The 18,548-nt window shown below is 69.6% G+C and carries 13 protein-coding genes and 2 pseudogenes; 14 read left to right on the top strand and 1 reads right to left on the bottom strand.

The features are described 5' to 3' along the window. The 5 genes from kdpB to glsB all read left to right on the top strand — a co-directional run bounded on the left by kdpB (position 1) and on the right by glsB (position 7,398). A complete protein-coding gene (gene kdpB, locus PI990_RS10285; protein WP_271660539.1) occupies positions 1-2,058 on the top strand; it encodes a potassium-transporting ATPase subunit KdpB in 2,058 nt (685 codons plus the stop codon). A gap of 48 nt (positions 2,059-2,106) precedes the next feature. Then, entirely contained in the window at positions 2,107-2,658 is a 552-nt protein-coding gene (gene kdpC, locus PI990_RS10290; protein ID WP_021220381.1) for a potassium-transporting ATPase subunit KdpC, read from the top strand. Beyond that, positions 2,655-5,321, top strand: coding sequence for a sensor histidine kinase (locus PI990_RS10295; protein WP_271660540.1), 2,667 nt, complete (start codon positions 2,655-2,657; stop codon positions 5,319-5,321). The genes kdpC and PI990_RS10295 overlap by 4 nt, the downstream gene beginning before the upstream one ends. A gap of 123 nt (positions 5,322-5,444) precedes the next feature. Continuing rightward, positions 5,445-6,137: a response regulator gene (locus tag PI990_RS10300; RefSeq protein WP_021220379.1), complete on the top strand. Its 693-nt coding sequence runs from the start codon at positions 5,445-5,447 to the stop codon at positions 6,135-6,137. A gap of 352 nt (positions 6,138-6,489) precedes the next feature. Beyond that, positions 6,490-7,398 carry a glutaminase B gene (gene glsB, locus PI990_RS10305; RefSeq protein WP_021220377.1) on the top strand — a complete coding sequence of 303 codons (909 nt, stop codon included), beginning with the start codon at positions 6,490-6,492 and terminating at the stop codon, positions 7,396-7,398. Position 7,399: 1 nt separating this feature from the next. Here the strand turns inward: glsB and PI990_RS10310 are convergent, their stop codons facing one another. Next, entirely contained in the window at positions 7,400-8,422 is a 1,023-nt protein-coding gene (locus PI990_RS10310; protein WP_021220376.1) for a patatin-like phospholipase family protein, read from the bottom strand. Between the two features lie 201 nt (positions 8,423-8,623). Here PI990_RS10310 and PI990_RS10315 point away from each other — a divergent pair, with 201 nt between their 5' ends. From PI990_RS10315 to PI990_RS10350, 9 genes and pseudogenes are all read left to right on the top strand, one after another. After that, positions 8,624-8,902, top strand: a complete 279-nt coding sequence (locus PI990_RS10315) for a hypothetical protein (protein WP_021220375.1) — start codon at positions 8,624-8,626, stop codon at positions 8,900-8,902. Positions 8,903-9,189: 287 nt separating this feature from the next. After that, positions 9,190-10,623 (top strand): MFS transporter, encoded by a 1,434-nt coding sequence (locus PI990_RS10320; protein WP_271660541.1) that lies wholly within the window; start codon positions 9,190-9,192, stop codon positions 10,621-10,623. A gap of 78 nt (positions 10,624-10,701) precedes the next feature. Beyond that, positions 10,702-11,310, top strand: coding sequence for a flavin reductase family protein (locus tag PI990_RS10325; protein ID WP_271660542.1), 609 nt, complete (start codon positions 10,702-10,704; stop codon positions 11,308-11,310). Between the two features lie 1,129 nt (positions 11,311-12,439). Further along, positions 12,440-12,583, top strand: a pseudogene (locus tag PI990_RS31535) (HAMP domain-containing protein); the annotation flags it as partial. Between the two features lie 408 nt (positions 12,584-12,991). Further along, positions 12,992-13,486, top strand: a pseudogene (locus tag PI990_RS31540) (methyl-accepting chemotaxis protein); the annotation flags it as partial. 153 nt (positions 13,487-13,639) lie between these two features. Then, a complete protein-coding gene (locus tag PI990_RS10335; RefSeq protein WP_021220371.1) occupies positions 13,640-14,557 on the top strand; it encodes an AAA family ATPase in 918 nt (305 codons plus the stop codon). Further along, positions 14,557-15,513, top strand: coding sequence for a DUF58 domain-containing protein (locus PI990_RS10340; RefSeq protein ID WP_271660544.1), 957 nt, complete (start codon positions 14,557-14,559; stop codon positions 15,511-15,513). The genes PI990_RS10335 and PI990_RS10340 overlap by 1 nt, the downstream gene beginning before the upstream one ends. Further along, positions 15,510-17,504, top strand: coding sequence for a transglutaminase TgpA family protein (locus PI990_RS10345; protein ID WP_271660545.1), 1,995 nt, complete (start codon positions 15,510-15,512; stop codon positions 17,502-17,504). Before PI990_RS10340 ends, PI990_RS10345 begins: the two co-directional genes overlap by 4 nt. A 34-nt stretch (positions 17,505-17,538) precedes the next feature. Further along, a complete protein-coding gene (locus PI990_RS10350; protein WP_271660546.1) occupies positions 17,539-18,300 on the top strand; it encodes a CHAD domain-containing protein in 762 nt (253 codons plus the stop codon). The last annotated feature ends 248 nt before the right edge of the window (positions 18,301-18,548 follow it).

Consider the following 18,548-nt stretch of genomic DNA (forward strand, 5'->3'; position numbering starts at 1 on the left):
ATGAACGCCCCTATCCAGGCGCCGAAGAATGGCGCCAAGCAGCAACAACCCCGTACAGCCATCGCCGCGCTGTGGAAGCCGGCGCTGGTGCAGGCCTTCGCCAAGCTCGACCCGCGCCAGCTCAAGCGCTCGCCGGTGATGCTGGTGGTGGAACTGACCGCCGTGGTCACCACGGTGCTGTGCTTCATCCCCAACCCGGCGGTGTCCACCGGCCTGGCGGTGCAGATCGCCCTGTGGCTGTGGTTCACCGTGCTCTTCGCCAACTTCGCCGAGGCCCTCGCCGAAGGCCGTGGCAAGGCCCGCGCCGACAGCCTCAAGGCCGGCAGCCAGGGCCTCAGCGCCCGCCGTCGTGCTGCCTCCGGGCAGTTCGAGACGGTGGCCGCCAGCAGCCTGCGTCGTGGTGACCTGGTGCGCGTCGAGGCCGGTGAGCTGATCCCCGGCGACGGCGAGGTGGTCGAAGGCATCGCCGCGGTCAACGAGGCCGCCATCACCGGCGAATCCGCGCCGGTGATCCGCGAGTCCGGCGGTGACCGCTCGGCGGTCACCGGCAACACCCGCGTGGTCTCCGACTGGTTGCTGGTGAAGATCACCGCCAACCCGGGCGAGTCGACCCTGGACCGGATGATCGCCCTGGTGGAGGGCGCCAAGCGCCAGAAGACCCCCAACGAGGTGGCGCTGGACATCCTGCTGATCGGCCTGACGCTGATCTTCCTGCTGGTGGTCGCCACCCTGCAGCCCTTCGCCCGCTTCGCCGGTGGCGACCTGCCGCTGGTGTACCTGGTGGCGCTGCTGGTGACCCTGATCCCCACCACCATCGGCGGCCTGCTCTCGGCCATCGGCATCGCCGGCATGGACCGCCTGGTGCGCCTCAACGTCATCGCCAAGTCCGGCCGTGCCGTGGAGGCGGCGGGCGACGTGCACGTGCTGCTGCTGGACAAGACCGGCACCATCACCTTCGGCAACCGCCGTTGCAGTGCGCTGGTCAAGGCACCGGGCGTGAGCGGCAAGGAACTGTCCGACGCCGCGCTGCTGGCATCGCTGGCCGACGACACGCCGGAAGGCAAATCCATCGTCGAGTACCTGCGCGCCCTCAGTGCCATGGTCGAGCCGGCTCGCGATGAGGTCACCGCCATCGCTTTCAGTGCCGAGACCCGCCTCTCCGGGGTGGACTGGAACGGCCGCAGCTACCGCAAGGGTGCGGTGGACGCGGTGCTGGCCTGGGTCGGCATGAGCCGCGCCGAGATGCCCGAGCAGCTGTCCCGCGAGGTCGACAAGATCGCCCAGAGCGGCGGCACCCCGCTGCTGGTGGCGGCCGACGGCAAGTTGCTGGGCGGCATCCACCTCAAGGACGTGGTCAAGCCCGGCATCCGCGAGCGCTTTGCCGAGCTGCGGCAGATGGGCATCCGCACCGTGATGGTCACCGGCGACAACCCGCTGACCGCCGCTGCCATCGCCGCCGAGGCCGGGGTGGACGACGTGATCGCCGAAGCCACGCCGGAGAAGAAGCTGGCGCGCATCCGCCAGGAGCAGGGCGAGGGCAAGATGGTCGCCATGTGCGGTGACGGCGCCAACGACGCCCCGGCGCTGGCCCAGGCCGACGTTGGCCTGGCGATGAACGACGGCACCCAGGCCGCCCGCGAGGCCGCCAACCTGGTGGACCTGGATTCCGACCCGACCAAGCTGCTGGACGTGGTGCAGGTGGGCAAGGAGCTGCTGGTGACCCGTGGGGCACTGACGACCTTCTCGGTGGCCAACGACGTGGCCAAGTACTTCGCCATCCTCCCGGCGCTGTTCGCCGGCATCTACCCGCAGTTGGGCGTGCTCAACCTGATGCAGCTGCACAGCCCGCAGAGCGCCATCCTCTCGGCCATTGTGTTCAACGCGCTGATCATCATCGCGCTGATCCCCCTGGCCCTGCGCGGGGTGCGCGTGCAAGCCGCCGACGCCGCCAGCCTGCTGCGCCGCAACCTGCTGATCTACGGCCTGGGCGGGCTGGTGGCGCCCTTCATCGGCATCAAGCTGATCGACATCCTGCTCACCGCCCTGCACCTGGTCTGACGCCTTTCCCCTCTCCACGGAGAGGGGACTTAATCCGAGGAACTGAATATGCTTACGCAACTCCGTCCCGCCCTGAGCCTGCTGGCCCTGATGACCCTGATAACCGGCGTTGCCTACCCGCTGTCCGTCACCGCTGTCGCCCAGCTGGCCTTCCCGGCGCAGGCCAACGGCAGCCTGGTGCGCGACGCCAAGGGCGATGCACGCGGCAGCCTGCTGCTGGCGCAGCAGGTGGAGGGGGCCCAGTGGTTCCAGCCACGCCCCTCGGCCGGTGGCTATGCCACGGTCGCCAGCGGTGCCAGCAACCTGGCCCCGAGCAACCCGGCGCTGGCCGAGCGCATCGCCAAGGACGCCGCCGAGCTGGGCGCGCTGGGGCAGGGCCCGGTGCCCATGGCCCTGGTCACCACTTCCGGCAGCGGCCTCGATCCGCACCTGCCGCTGGCCGCTGCGCGCTACCAGATCCCGCGCATCGCCGAGGCGCGGGGCATTCCCGCCGCGACCCTGGAGCGCCTGGTGGAACAGCAGGCCGAGCGCCCGCTGATCGGGCCAGCGGTGGTCAACGTGTTCGCCCTCAACCTGCGACTGAACGAGATGCCTGAATGATTGATGCCGGCCGTGCCGATGCGTTGTTGGCCGAACTGCCGCGCGAGGGGCGCGGCCGGCTGAAGGTCTTCCTCGGCGCCGCACCGGGCGTGGGCAAGACCTTCGCCATGTTGCAAGCCGCCCAGGCGCAGTTGCGCCAGGGCGTCGACCTGCGTGTCGGCGTGGTCGAGACACACGGCCGCGCCGAGACCGAGGCGATGCTCACCGGGCTGCCCCAGCAGCCGCTGCGGCGCCTGGAATATCGGGGCGTGCCGCTGACCGAGATGGACCTGGACGGCATCCTCGCCGCGCCGCCGAAGCTGGTGCTGGTGGACGAGTTGGCCCACAGCAACGCCCCCGGCAGCCGCCACGCCAAGCGCTGGCAGGACGTGCAGGAGCTGCTCGCGGCCGGCATCGACGTCTACACCACCGTCAACGTCCAGCACCTGGAAGCGCTCAACGACCAGGTGTTCGACATCACCGGCGTGCAGGTGCGCGAGACCCTGCCGGACTGGGTGCTGCAGGAGTCCGACGAGATCCTCCTCGTCGACCTGCCGCCCCGCGAGCTGCTGGAGCGCCTGCGCGAGGGCAAGGTCTACGTGCCCGAGCAGGCCCGCGCAGCCATCGACGCCTTCTTCTCCCAGACCAACCTCACCGCCCTGCGCGAGCTGGCCATGCAGACCGCTGCCGCGCGGGTCGATGCCGATCTCAACCGCCGTTACCGCCAGCAGGGCCAGGAGGCGCCGACGGTGCGTGGCCGCCTGCTGGTGGGCGTGGACGGCAGCGAGCAGGCCGAGCGCCTGGTGCGCCACGCCTGCCGCGTGGCCGAGCGCCGCCACCTGCCCTGGAGCCTGGTGCACGTGGACACCGGCGGCACCCAGAGCGAGGAGGCCCGTACGCGCCTGCAGGCGGCCCAGCAACTGGCCGAGCGCCTGGGTGGCGAAGTGGTGACCCTGCGCGCCGAGGGTGTGGCCAGCACCCTGATCGAACACGCCAACGAGCGCCGTGCCAGCCTGCTGCTGGTGGGCCGCAGCCGCCAGCGCCTGCGCCGTCGCTGGCTCGGGCGTGGCGTGGCGGAGCGCCTTCTGCGCCAGGCCGAGGGGCTGGAGATCAGCGTGCTGGACACGGACGCCGACGCGAGCGCCCCCAGCGCCCGGTCGCGTCACCCGGTGCCCCTGGCCGACTACGGCATGGCCCTGGGCGCCGCGCTGGCGGCCACTGCCCTGGCCTGGGGCGCCTACCAGGTGCTGGCGCTGCCGAACATCTCCCTGGTGTTCCTCGCCGCCGTATTGCTGGTGGCGGTGCGCAGCAGCCTGGGCCCGGCACTGCTCTGTGCCGGTGTATCGTTCCTGGCCTACGACTTCCTGTTCATCCCACCGACCTTCTCCCTGACCATCGCCCGCCAGGAAGACGTGCTGACCCTGCTGTTCTTCCTGCTGATGGCCGGGCTCACCGGCAACCTGGCCTCGCGCCAGCGCCGCCAGTTGCAGGCCCTGCGTGCCACCCAGACGGAAACCACCGCGCTGCTCGACCTCTCGCGCAAGCTCACCGCCGCCACCGACCGCCAGGCCGTGCTCAGCGTCGCGGCACAGCAGTTCATCCCCTGGACCGACGTCGAGGTGTGCCTGATGGCGCGCAGCCGTGACGGCGTGTGGAAGGTCGAGGCCGGCGTGCAGCGCCTGCTGGCCGACCAGGAGCGTGCGGCAGCGGAGTGGTCCTGGCAGCACGATCAGGTGGCCGGGCTCGGCACCGGCACCCTGCCCAGCGGGCGCTGGTGGTGGCTGCCGCTTTCCGGCGAGGAGGGCCCGCTGGCGTTGCTCGGGGTCAGCCCGCGCGACGGTGCACCGTTGCCCGCCGAACGCCGCCGTTTGCTGTCCGCCCTTGGCCAACCCCTGGCCCAGGCGCTGGCACGCGCGCAGCTCGCCGAGGACCTGGAGGCTGCGCGCCTGCATGGCGAGACCGAACAGCTGCGCAGCGCGCTGCTGGCCTCCGTGTCCCACGACCTGCGCACGCCGCTGACCGCCATGCGCGGCTCCATCGACAGCCTGTTGGCCCTCGGCGAGGCGATCCCCCAGGAGGACCGCCGCGAGCTGCTGGAGGGCACAAGGGATGAGGCCGAGCGCCTCGACCGCTACATCCAGAACCTGCTGGACATGACCCGGCTCGGCCACGGCGGCCTGAAGCTGGCCCGCGACTGGGTCGCCCCGGTGGACATCGTCGCCAGCGCGCTGCAGCGCCTGCGTCCGGTGCTGGCGCCGCTGAAGGTGGAGACCGAACTACCCACCGAGTTGCCCCTGCTCTACGTCCACGCCGCACTGATCGAGCAGGCGCTGGTCAACGTGCTGGAGAACGCCGCGCGCTTCTCGCCGACCCAGGGCCGCCTGCGCGTGGCGGTGACGGCCGACACCGAGGAGCTGCGCTTCGCCGTCAGCGACCAGGGGCCCGGCATCCCGGCCGCGGAGCGGGAGAAGATCTTCGACATGTTCTACACCGCCGCCCGTGGCGATCGGGGCGGGCAGGGCACCGGCCTGGGCCTGGCCATCTGCCAGGGGATGGTCGGCGCCCACGGCGGCCGGGTGACGGTCGGCGAGGGGCTCGAAGGTAAGGGCACCACCCTGACCCTGCACCTGCCGCTGCACCCGCAGCCGGTGCTGGAGGAGGAGGTGGGTGATGGCCCGCTGTAGGGGCGAATTCATTCGCCATGCGGACCGCAGGACCGCCGCGTGCGACCCGGTGCGGCGTTGCCGCCCTGGGCGAATGAGTTCGCCCCAACACGATGCGGTAGCCAACGGATTTCGAAGGACAAGATGACGACCAACCAACCAACCCTCCTGGTCATCGACGACGAGGCGCAGATCCGCAAATTCCTGCGCATCAGCCTCGCGGCCCAGGGCTACAAGGTGCTGGAAGCAGCCAACGGCGCCGAGGGCCTGGCCCAGGCGGCGCTGGCGCGGCCGGACCTGGTGGTGCTCGACCTGGGCCTGCCGGACATGGACGGCAAGACGGTGCTGGCCGAACTGCGCGAGTGGTCGACGGTGCCGGTGCTGGTGCTCTCGGTGCGCGCCAGCGAAGGTGAGAAGGTGCTGGCCCTGGACGGTGGCGCCAACGACTACGTGACCAAGCCCTTCAGCGTGCAGGAGTTCCTCGCCCGGGTGCGCGTGCTGCTGCGCCAGGCCGGTGGCGGCGAGCAGCAGGAAGCGGTGGTCGAGAGCGGCCCGCTGAGCGTCGACTTCGCCTACCGCCGGGTGACCCTGGACGGCGCCGAGGTGGCGCTGACCCGCAAGGAGTACGCGGTGCTCGCCCAACTGGCGCGGCACCTGGGGCGGGTGGTGACCCAGCAGCAACTGCTCAAGGACATCTGGGGCCCGACCCATGTCGAGGACACCCACTACCTGCGGGTGGTGGTCGGCCACCTGCGGCAGAAGCTCGGCGACGACCCGACCGAGCCGCGCTTCATCGTCACCGAGGCCGGGGTCGGCTATCGCCTGCGCGAGGGCTGACACGATGCACCTCGTAGGTTGGCGCCGAGCCCGCGAGGCCCAACGTAGCCACTTTCGTAGGAGCGAGCTGTGCTCGCGAAGCTTCACGACGGGCGCGATGACGAACGCTGCGTAGGGTGGATGGCGCTTCCTGCATCCACCAACCGGTGCCTCACCTCACGCACTCCCTGAGGGCGAACGCCTTGTCGAGCGTGCTTCAGCCCACTGCTCTGCTCCGACGGTGCCTTTGCCGCCTGGCCCACCTTCACCCCCCATTGCGAGCTGCACCTCATCTGCCTGTGTTGCGCAACGCGAATCCGTCGTCTAGCGCTTAATCCAGGCGCCTGGCGCCATTCGTTGCCGGAAGGAAGACATGCAACAACTGCTCGACGAAATCCTCGATGAGGTCCGCCCGCTGATCGGGCAGGGCAAGGTCGCCAGCTATATCCCGGCGCTGGCCGGCGTGCCGGCGAACCAGCTGGGCATTGCGGTGTACAGCAATGAGGGCCAGCTCTATTGCGCCGGTGACGGGCGCACGCCGTTCTCCATCCAGAGTATTTCCAAGGTGTTCAGCCTGGTGCAGGCGATCCAGCATTCCGGCGAGGACATCTGGCAGCGCCTGGGCCACGAGCCCTCCGGCCAGCCGTTCAACTCCCTGGTGCAGCTGGAGTTCGAGCGGGGCGTGCCGCGCAACCCCTTCATCAACGCCGGGGCGCTGGTGATCTGCGACATCAACCAATCGCGCTTCGCCGCACCGGCGTTGTCCATGCGCGACTTCGCCCGGCGCCTGAGCGGCAACCACTACCTGGTGGCCGACGAGGTGGTGGCGCGCTCGGAGTACCAGCACCGCGCGCGCAACGCCGCAGCGGCCTACCTGATGCAGTCCTTCGGCAACTTCCACAACGATGTGGAGGCGGTGCTGCGCAGCTACTTCCACCACTGCGCGTTGCGCATGAACTGCGTGGACCTGGCCCTGGCCTTCAGCTTCCTGGCCAACGACGGCGTCAGCCCCCACAGCGGCGAAACGGTGCTCAGCGCGCGGCAGACCAAGCAGGTCAACGCGCTGATGGCCACCAGCGGGCTGTACGACGAGGCGGGCAACTTCGCCTACCGCGTCGGCCTGCCGGGCAAGAGTGGGGTAGGGGGCGGCATAGTCGCGGTGGTGCCGGGGCGCTTCACCGTTTGCGTGTGGTCACCGGAGCTCAATGAGTCCGGCAACTCGGTGGCGGGGATGGCGGCGCTGGAGAAACTCTCCGAGCGCATTGACTGGTCGATCTTCTGACTCAGTCCTGCTCGTACTTCTCCAGGGTGTCGCGGGCGATCTGGCGGCCCAGCTGGATCAGCTCCGGCGCCTTGTAGAACTCGAAGAAGCGGCACACGCGCTTGGGCACGTTGATCAGGACGTCCGGCGGGTAGCCGGCGATCTTGTACTGCGCCAGGGACGTCTGCATCACCTCGAAGCTCTGGTTGACCAGGTCCAGCAGCGAGGCCGGCCCGACGCTGGCGACCACCTGCGAGCCACTGGCCGAGCTCGGCGCGCCTTCCTTCTGCGGTGCCGCTGCGGGCTGCTGGGCGCCTGGCTCCGCCGAGTCCTCCACCCAGGGGTTGGCGATGGGCGCGGTAGCGCCTTCGAGCAGCAGTTCCTCGTCGATGCCGCGCTTGCGGAAGGGCAGGCGCTCGCCGAGGGAACTCATCATCTGGTCGATGCGCCCCTTGAAGGCCGGCGGGCGTTCGATCACCGGCAACTGGTACTGCTTCTGGTTGGTGGAGTTGAGGTTGACGGCGATGATCAGGTCGCAGTGGCTGGAGACCACCGGCACGATCGGCAGCGGGTTGAGCAGACCACCGTCCACCAGCATGCGCGAGCCCTGCATCACCGGGGTGAACAGGCTGGGGATGGCCGCCGAGGCGCGCATGGCCTGGTGCAGGCAGCCTTCCTGGAACCAGATCTCCTGCTGGTTGGTGAGGTCGGTGGCGACTGCGGTGTAGGGAATCGACAGGTCTTCGATGTCGATGTCGCCGACGATCTCGCGGATGCGCCCGAACACCTTCTCGCCACGGATGGCGCCGAGGCGGAAGCTGACGTCGAGCAGGCGCAGCACGTCGAGGTAGTCCAGGCTTTCGGTCCACTCGCGGTACTCGCGCAGCTTGCCGGCGGCGTAGATGCCACCGACCACCGCGCCCATGGAGCAGCCGGCGATGCAGGCGATCTCGTAGCCCCGCGCTTCGATCTCCTCGATCACGCCGATATGGGCGTAGCCCCGGGCTCCCCCGGAGCCGAGGACCAGTGCGACACGCTTACTCATGGCTTCACCTTTTCCTACATAAGGCGCAGACGATACCTGTGGGAAAGGGCGAGGCCAAGTGAGTGCGGGCGCCGCTGTAGCCGTAATGCAACGGCGGGCTGCAAAGCTGCTGAGCAGGGCACGGCGCGGAATTTTTCCGGTTCCGTACCGTCTTAACCAGCATTAGACTCATGGCCATTTCACATCCCGAGGAGAACCCCCATGAAAGCCTGGATCAGCCTGCCCCTGATCGTCCTCATGCTTGCAGGTTGCGCCGCCAAGACGGCTTACCGCGACAGCTGCGCCAACCAGCTGGACGCGGCCTGGAAGGAACTCGACCTGGCCAAGGCCGAGGGCTTCTCCGGCACCGTCAGCTACTCCAAGGCGCTGAGCCTGCTGACCGCCGCCAAGACCCAGCAGCAGTTCGAGGGTTTCCAGGGCTGCACCGAGAAAGCCGACAAGGCGCGCTTCTACATCCGTGAGTCCCGCGCCGGGCGCTGATTCGCCAGGCCGTGCAGAAGCCGGGGCATGCCCCGGCTTTTTTGTGGGCGCTCGCAGGGCGGGTCTGTCACAGGGGCCGTTCATGAATCGTCATGCCCACTAGCCTGGTTCATTCCGCCCCCCGTAGCCCGGGCTTCAGCCCGGGAACCCCGGTGTGCTCGCCCTGAGAGCGACACCTGGATAGCCAAGCCCTATCCCATTTATCAAAGAAATTTCTTGTTTAATTGGTCGCTGCGCTCCTAATATCCAAGTTGTTTCTTGTATAAATAAATCCGGAGAGATGCCTGATGGACACCACTGCCTCCCTCGATGCCCTGCCCACTGCCAGCTGGGGCGAACTGTTCAGCGGGCGCAACGGCCTGATGGCGGTGGCGCTCACCGGCGGCGTCGCCTTGCACGCCATCAACGTGCACATCGTCACCACGGTGCTGCCGTCGGTGGTGCGCGAAATCGGCGGGCTCGACTGGTACGCCTGGAACACCACGTTGTTCGTGGTGGCCTCCATCGTCGGCGCGGCACTGGCCTCGCGCCTGCTCGCCGGTGGCGGGCCACGCGGTGCCTGCCTGGCGGCGCTGGCGTTGTTCGCCCTGGGTTCGGTGGGCTGCGCGGCGGCGCAATCGATGCCCTGGATGCTCGGCGCCCGGGCGGTGCAGGGGCTGGGCGGCGGCCTGCTGGCGGCCCTGAGCTATGCCTTGATCCGCGTGGTGTTCGCGCCCCCGCTGTGGCCCCGCGCCGTGGCGCTGGTATCCGGCATGTGGGGCGTGGCGACGCTGTGCGGCCCGGCCGTGGGTGGCCTGTTCGCCGAAGCCGGGCACTGGCGCTGGGCCTTCTGGTCGTTGCTGCCGGTGGCGCTGGCCCAGGCGCTGTTGGTGCTGGTGCAGCTGCGCCCGCGTGCCGATGCCGCCGAGGCCGGTGCGGTGCCGGGAATTCCCTTCGTGCAGATCGGCCTGTTGGCCGCCTCGGTGCTGGCGGTGGCGGCGGGCAGCCTGTCGCCGCTGCTGCCGTTGCAGGCGCTGGGCGTGGCCCTGGGGCTGGCGCTCGGCGCGGCGGCCCTGGTCTGGGATCGCCGCGCCAGCGTTCGCCTGCTGCCGTCCGGCGGCGCTTCCCTGGCCACCGCGCTGGGCGCCGTGTACGCCTGCGTGGCGTTGCTGCTGGCGGGTACCACCACTGAAATCTTCGTGCCCTATTTCCTCCAGGTGCTGCATGGCCAATCACCGCTGGTGGCGGGTTACCTGACGGCGGCCATGGCCGGCGGCTGGAGCCTGGGTTCGTTGCTGTCCTCCGGGCGCAGCGGTGGCGATGCGGCGCGCCTGTTGCGCGGTGGGCCGGTGCTTTGCGTGTTCGGCCTGCTGGCCCTGGCGGGGCTGATCCCGCTGGCCGGTGAGCTGGACTATGGGCTGCGCACCCTGCTGGTCGCCCTGGCGCTGGCCGCGGTGGGCGCGGGTGTGGGCATCGGCTGGCCGCACCTGCTGACCCGGGTGCTGGAACTGGCCCCGCGCGGCGAGGAGAACGCCGCCTCCACCGCCATCACCACCGTGCAGCTGTATGGCATGGCCGTCGGTGCGGCCCTTGCCGGCCTGGTGGCCAACGCCGCCGGGCTCAGTGTGCCGGGTGGTGTGGCCGGTGCACAGTCGGCGGCGATCTGGCTGTTCGCCGGGTTCGCCCTGGCGCCCCTGCTGGCCGCCCTGTTGGCGCGTCGCGTGATCGGGGGCGCCCATTAGACGATCGCCGACTTTCCACGCGGGGGAGGGCACGGGGCATAATCCGCCCACCGACCCTCCCGCTTCCCGGAGCCCCTGATGCAGCTCGACTTCACCACCCTCAGTCCCCTCGACGCCTACCGCTGGCTGGCCTCCACCGTGACGCCGCGCCCCATCGCCTGGGTGTCCAGCCAGGCGGCGGACGGCACCCAGAACCTGGCGCCGTTCAGTTTTTTCCAGGTAATCAGCGATGCGCCGCCGACGCTGATGGTGAACGTCAACAACCGCGCCGATGGCAGCCTCAAGGACACCCTGCGCAACGTCCAGGAAACCGGGCAACTGGTGATCCAGCTGGTGTCCCAGGCCTTCGCCGAGGCGATGAACGCCAGCTCCGCGCAGCTGCCGAGCGAGGTCAGCGAGTTCGAGGCCTGCGGCATCGCCACCGAGCCGTCGCTGCGCGTGGCGCCGCCCCGGGTCAAGGGCGTGCCGGTGGCCTTCGAGTGCGAGCTGGTGGAGGTGCAGCCCTACCCGCGGGAGAACCCCAACTGCCACCTGATCTTCGCCCGCGTGCTGCTGGCCCATATCGACGAGGCAGTGCTCAACGAGCAGGGCCGGGCCGACCCGCACAAGCTCGACCTGGTGGGGCGCCTGGGCGGCAGCGCCTACGTGCGCACCCAGGACACCTTCAACCTGGTGCGCCCGAGCTGAACGGGCACCGTCTTCGGGCGCCGGGGTGATGATTCTGGCGCCGATTCCCTGGCGTTCGCTCTGAAAGCGACCTCGACTTAGCTAAAACCTCCAATCGGCCGCCCCCTGGCAGGCTTATGGCTTGTCGCCAGCATGGTCTCGCTCCTAAGTTCACGCTGTTGTCCCGGCAGCCTGTGAGGCGAGGCCGGCCATCCGGCGAGGAGGAGTCCCCATGGCATCGGTTCTGCAACGTGGTATCGCCAGCCTCGGTACGGCGAAGAAGCTGACCCTGGGGTTCGGCGTGGTGCTGCTGCTCACGGCGGTCGTGGCCGCCACGGGCTTCTCCGCGCTGCGCAGCGTGGCCGACGGCGCCGCCCTGCTGGAGCGCACCAACGCGCTGGGGGGCGAGGTGCTGCGCATCCGCCTGATCGAGAAGGACTACGCCCTCACCGGCGATGCCAAGCAGGCCGAGGCGCTGCGCCAGGCGACCCAGGCGTTGCAGGAGCACGGCCAGGCATTGGGAGCCGACCTCGGTGGCGCCAGCCAGCAGACGCTTGGGCAGGTGGAGCAGGCGGTGACCACCTACCGCGCGGCCTTCGACCGCTATGTGGAGCTCACCGACAACATGCGCCTGTCCCTGGAGGCGGCCAACTGGCTGGTGGTCAGTGCCTCCAACAGCCTCGACGTGCTGCAGTCGGGCCTCAACGAGGACGGCGTCGACCTGCTGAAGAGTTCCCAGGGCGCGGAAGGTGCCGAGATGGTCGCCCAGGGCGGCGAGATCAGCCGCGTCTACCAATCCCTGCTGCTGGCCCTGAACCAGGCCCGGGTGCGCCTGGAGCAGAGCCGCAGCAGCGGCGAGATCGACGAGAGCGCCATCCAGGAGGCGCTGGATGCGCAGAAGCTCGCCGGCGAGCTGCGCGAGAGCATGAAGGACCCGGGCTACGCCGCAGTGCTCACCGAGGTGATCGGCAATATCGATTCGTTCAACGAGCGCCTCAAGGAATACACCGGCCACCTGCGCCAGCAGAAGGTGGAGTACCAGGCGCTGGTCGGCGCCGCCGAGGTGATCGTTCAGGCCGTCGACCAGGCTTCCGCGCTGCAGAAGGAGGCGATGCTCGCCCAGCAGAAGGCCAGCTCGCTGCTGATCCTCATGGCCAGCGCCCTGGCCCTGGTCATCGGCCTGGCGGCCACGGTGCTGATCGCCCTGCTGATCGTGCGCCCGCTGCAACGGGTGATCGCGGTGGCGCGGCAGATTTCCGCCGGCGATCTCAGCGTCGAGATCGAGGTGGACCGCAGCGACGAAGTGGGCCAGCTGCTGGAGGCCATGCGCGGCATGTCGGCCAACCTGCGTGACATGGTCGGTCGGCTGCAGGGCGGGGTGATGCAGATTTCTTCCTCGGCCCAGGCGCTGTCCTCGGTCACCGAGCAGACCCGGGTCGGCGTCAATGGCCAGAAGCTGGAGACCGACCAGGTGGCCACCGCCATGAGCGAGATGACCGCCACCGTCCACGAAGTCGCGCGCAACGCCGAGGCGGCCGCGGCCTCCACCCAGAGCGCGGACAGCAAGGTCAGCAATGGCAGCGAAGTGGTGCGCCAGACCCTGGGGCGCATCAACCAGCTGGCCGCAGCCATGGGGGCGGCGACCCGGAGCATCGAGCACCTGAGCCACGAGACCCAGAGCATCGGTTCGGTGCTGGACGTGATCAAGAGCGTGGCCGAGCAGACCAACCTGCTGGCGCTGAACGCCGCCATCGAGGCGGCGCGCGCCGGCGACCAGGGCCGTGGTTTCGCCGTGGTGGCCGACGAGGTGCGCGCGCTGGCCAAACGCACCCAGCAGTCCACTGCCGAGATCGAGCGGCTGATCGCCACCCTGCGCGACGGCGTGCGCCAATCCGTGGAGCGCATGCAGGAGAGCGGGGCGCTGGTGGAGATGACGGTGCAGGACGCCAATCACACCGAGCAGGCCTTGAGCGGCATCGCCGAGGCGGTGGCGGTGATCCACCAGATGAACCAGCAGATTGCCGCCGCCGCCGAGCAGCAGAGCGCCGTGGCCGAAGAGATCAACCGCAGCGTCACCAGCATCCGCGACATCGCCGACCAGTCCGCCATGGCCATGGAGGAAACCGCCAGCTCCAGCACCCAGCTAGCCTCCCTGGGCCGCGACCTGCAGGCGATGGCGGGGCATTTCCGCTTGTAGTCCCCGGGCGGTTGGCTTTGAGGTGTTCAGGCGCTCTGGCGTGCCGTTGCGCTGGGGCGGACCTGGCGCACGGTTTCGTCAGCAAAAATTGCAGGGCGCTTTGCCATCTCCGTGCCCACCGGTAGCATCGGCCCATTGTTTCGGGAGCTTGCGATGCGAACCAGACTGGATGCCTGCCTCAACGCCGTTAACCAGGTTGTGCTGGGCAAGGAGCCCCAGGTGCGCCTGGCGCTGACCTGCCTGCTGGCCCGGGGTCACCTGCTGATCGAAGACCTGCCCGGCATGGGCAAGACCACCCTCAGCCATGCCCTGGCGCGGGTGCTGGGGCTGAGCTTCCAGCGCATCCAGTTCACCTCCGACCTGTTGCCCGGCGACATCCTCGGTACCTCGGTGTTCGACAAGGACACCGGCCAGTTCGTCTTCCACCCCGGCCCGGTGTTCGCCGAGCTGGTGCTGGCCGACGAGATCAACCGCGCCACGCCCAAGAGCCAGAGCGCGCTGCTCGAAGCCATGGAGGAGGGCCAGGTGACCATCGAGGGCGCGACCCGGCCGCTGCCCGAACCCTTCTTCGTCATCGCCACGCAGAACCCGGTGAGCCAGGGCGGCACCTTCGCCCTGCCAGAATCGCAGCTGGACCGCTTCCTCATGCGCCTGTCCCTGGGCTACCCGGCCCGTGTGGCGGAGAAGGCCCTGCTGCTGGGCGAAGCGCGCCGGGAGATCCTGCCGCGCCTGGAGCCGGTGCTGGACCACGCCGAGCTGGCGCTGATCCAGGCCGAGGTGCCGAAGATCCGTGTCAGCGATGCACTGGTGGACTATGTGCTGCGCCTGGTGGAGGCGACCCGCTCCCACGCCCAGTTCGCCTGGGGCCTGTCGCCGCGTGCCAGCCTGGCACTGCTCGCTGCTGCCCGCGCCTGGGCGCTGCTGGCCGGGCGTGATTATGTGATCCCCGAGGACGTACAAGCCGTGCTGCCTTCGGTGGTCGGCCACCGCCTGCGGGAGCAGGCCGACCCGGCCGGCCACGGCGGCGGCGCCCTGGTGCAGTGGCTGCTGCGCGAAGTCCCGGCGCTCTGATGCTCAGGCAGCGCGTGCGGCCGCGCTGGAACCGCTGGCTGGCGAAACGGATTCCGCCCGCCGCCGAGGTGCGCCTCAACCAGCGGCGCATCTTCATCATCCCCACGCGCACCGGCCTGGCCTTCGGCATCGCCCTGGTGCTGATGCTGCTGGTGGCGATCAACTACCAGAACAGCCTGGCCTATGGCCTGACCTTCCTGCTGCTGTCGATGTTCATCCTGACCATCCTCCACACCTTCCGGAACCTCGCCGGCATGACCTTGCGCGCCGCGGGCGCCCCGGCGGTGTTTGTCGGCGAGCGGGCGCGCTTCCGGGTGCGCCTGGAGAGCGAGCGCCAGCCCCACCAGGCCATTGCCCTCGGCTGGCCGCCGGCCGAGTTGCAGGCCCAGGACGTGCCCGCCGGCGGTTCCTGCGATTGCGAGGTGGACCTGCCGGCCGAGCGCCGTGGCTGGTTGCGCCCGGGGCGTCTGCGGGTGGAGAGCCGCTTCCCCCTCGGCTTGCTGGTGGCCTGGAGCTGGGTGGACCTGGACCAGGCGGCACTGGTCTACCCGCGCCCGCTGCCCGGCGACCTGCCCCTGGGCACTGGTGGCCGCCGGGACGACGAGGAGGGCGTACGCGTGCTCGGCCGTGGTGCAGACGACTATCAGGGGCTCAAGCCCTACCAGCCCGGCGACTCGCGGCGGCGCCTGCACTGGAAGGCCTATTCCCGGGGCCAGGGCCTGTTCATCAAGGATTTCGCCGCCCTCGCCGGTGCCGACCTGTGGCTCGACCTGGAGGGCCTGGAAGGCGAGCTGGAAAGCCGGCTGTCGTTGCTTTGCCACTGGGTGCTGACCTTCACCGAGCGCGGCCAGCCCTTCGGCCTGCGCCTGGGCGGCCAGGAACTGCGCCCGGACGTCGGTGAGCCGCACCGCGATGCCTGCCTGCGCGCGCTGGCCCTCTACGGGGTGGCGCGATGAGCACGGTGCAGCCGATCCCGCGCATTGCCCTGACCTGGCTGCTGGTGGCCCAGGTGCTGGTGATCCTGCCGCACCTGTTCCACCTGCCGCTGTGGATCATCGGCCTGTGGCTGGTTTGCACGGGCTGGCGGGTGCAGGTGTTCCGCATGCGCGCGCGCTACCCCAGCGGCCTGGCCAAGGTGCTGATGATGGTCGGCGCTGGTGCGGGAGTGCTGCTGTCCCGGGGCAGCTTGATCGGCCTGGACGCCGGCGTGGTGCTGCTGGTGGCGGCCTTCATTCTCAAGCTGGTGGAGATGCGCACCCGGCGCGATGCGCTGGTGCTGATCTTCCTTGGCTTCTTCACCGTGGTGACCGCCTACCTGTTCGACGATGGCATGCTCGCCGCGGTCTACAGCCTGTTGCCGGTGACCGCGCTGCTGGCCTCGTTGATCGGCCTGCAGCAGAGCGCCTTCGCCGCGCGCCCGCTGGCCACCCTGCGCCTGGCGGCGACCCTGCTGGCCCAGGCACTGCCATTGATGCTGCTGCTGTTCCTGTTCTTCCCGCGCATGGGACCGCTGTGGTCGCTGCCACTGCCCAGCGACAAGGGTGTGACCGGGCTTTCCGACAGCATGGCGCCGGCCGATATCGCCGAGCTTAGCCAGTCCGCCGAGCTGGCCTTCCGCGCCTCCTTCGACGGGCCACCGCCGCCGCGTCGTGAGCTCTACTGGCGTGCACTGACCCTGGAGCGTTTCGATGGCCGCCGCTGGTCGCAGTCCGAAGCCAGCCAGTTCAACACCCCGGCACAGTGGGAGAAGCGCGGCGAGCCGCTGGACTACAGCGTGGTGATGCAGCCCAGCGCGCGGCCTTGGCTGTTCGCCCTGGACGTGGGCGAGACCAGCCTCGAAGACACCCGGCAGATGATCGACTTCCACCTGCAGCGGCGGCGCCCCGTGGACCGCTCGCTGCTCTACCGGGTGACCTCCTGGCCGGATGCGCTGCGCGACCCGGCGCTCGACGACCGTGTACGCCGGCGCACTCTGCAGCTGCCCGAGCAGGGCGACCCGCGCAGCCGCGCATGGGCCGCCGAGCTCAAGGCCCGGCACCCGGCGACGGAGGACCTGGTGCAGGCGCTGCTGCAGCATTTCAATCGCGAGCCCTACGTCTACACGCTGAAGCCGCCGCCGGGCGGGGCGAACAGCGTGGACGAGTTCCTCTTCGACAGCCGCCGGGGCTTCTGCGCCCATTACGCCGGGGCCATGACCTTCGTCCTGCGTTCGGCCGGGGTGCCGGCGCGGGTGGTGGCCGGCTACCAGGGCGGCGAGATCAACCCGGCGGGCAACTACGTGGCGGTGCGTCAGTTCGACGCCCACGCCTGGGTCGAGTACTGGACGCCGGAGAAGGGCTGGACCAGCGTCGACCCGACCTTCCAGGTGGCGCCCAACCGCATCGAGCAGGGGCTGGAGGAGGCGGTGGCCCAGGAGCAGAGCTTCCTCGAGAACTCGCCCTTCTCGCCGCTGCGCTACCGCCAAGTGGGCTGGGTGAACCAGCTGCGCCTGGCCTGGGACCAGCTCAACTACGGCTGGCAGCGCTGGGTCCTGGGCTACCAGGGCGAGGTGCAGATGCAGGTGCTGCAACGCTGGTTCGGTTCACTCGACGCCCGCACCTTCGCCCTGTTGCTGGTGGGCGGTGGCGGCATCCTGGTGGGCCTGGTGGCGTTATTCATGTTCAAGCCCTGGCGCCGCGAGCGTGACCCGCAGCTGCGGCTGTTCCAGGGCTTCGAGCGGGCCCTGGGTCGCCAGGGCGTGCGTCGTGGCAAGGGCGAAGGCCCGCGCGACTATGCAGCCAGGGCGGCCCTCGCGTTGCCGGCGCAGGCGCCACTGATCGAGGAATTCGCCCGCCGCTACGAGGCGCTGCGGTATGCTGGCGAGCCTTTGCCACCGGCAGAGCTCGCGCAGGCATTGAAGGCCTTGCGCAGGGCCCTGCCCTGGCGTCTTACCCGCGTGGAGCGCTGATCGGAGCGCGCCCGCCCTCTCGGATGATCGTTCCATGCCCGCCATGCTCGACGACCTGATCGCCCAGGTCCTGACCCTCGAAATCAAGCTGCTGTCCTGCCGCGCACGCCTTGAGGCCGACACCGATGGCGAGGCGCTGCACGACCTGCGCATCAACATCCGTCGCCTGCGCAGCCTGCTGCGGCCCCTGCGCGACCTGCCCGCTGCCGACGTGCTCGATGCCGCCGCCCACGAGGTGGGGGCGCTGAGTACACCGCTGCGTGACTTGGAGGTGCTGGTCGTCGAGCTGGAAAGCCACGGCCTGGTGCAACTGGCCGAGTTGCGCCGCCAGCGGGTGCGCGCGGGCTACACCGCGTTGCTGGCAGCGCCGGCCCTGGCGCAACTGTTCCGGGTGCTGGATGCCTGGCCGCAGTTGCTGCGCATCTCTCACCGCGAAGGCTTGCTGGAAAAACCGCGCAAGAGCATCCGCAAGCGCCTGGCCAAGGAGTGGAAGCGCCTGGAGCAGGCTCTGGCGGACCCGGCCCACGACCGTCATCGCCTGCGCCTGCTGATCAAACGCGCCCGCTACGGCAGTGAGGCGTACCCGCACCTGGTGGACGTCACCGACAAGACGCAGCGTCTGCTCAAGGGCGCGCAGACCGCCCTCGGCAAATGGCACGACCGCCTGCAATGGCTGGCGATGGCCGAGCAGGAGCCCGACCTTGCGCCCCGGGTGAAGGCCTGGAGCGTGGCCATGCACGGCGCCGAGGTGCGTTCGGACCGGGTGCTGGATAAGTTGCAAGCGAGCCTGGACTGATCCTGCCTCGCCGTTGAGTCCGGCGTGGGTCGGGGGCAACCCGACTGTTCCCTGCAGGGGTGCTTCTTGGTTTACCCGCCCGGCGGTGGGTGTTCCGGGAGGCCCCACATCGATGGGATTCGCTTCGCTCTTCCCATCCTAACGTCGCGGGTGCGATCCCGAAGGCGCCATCAGCGCCCCTGATGGCCTGGCATTTTTCCCCTCCCCGTTGTCGCTACCCGCTTGAAGGTTGGCTTTCTAGCGCCGGG

Source organism: Pseudomonas sp. TUM22785 (genome assembly GCF_028198105.1).
Classification (GTDB): Bacteria; Pseudomonadota; Gammaproteobacteria; order Pseudomonadales; family Pseudomonadaceae; genus Metapseudomonas; species Metapseudomonas solani.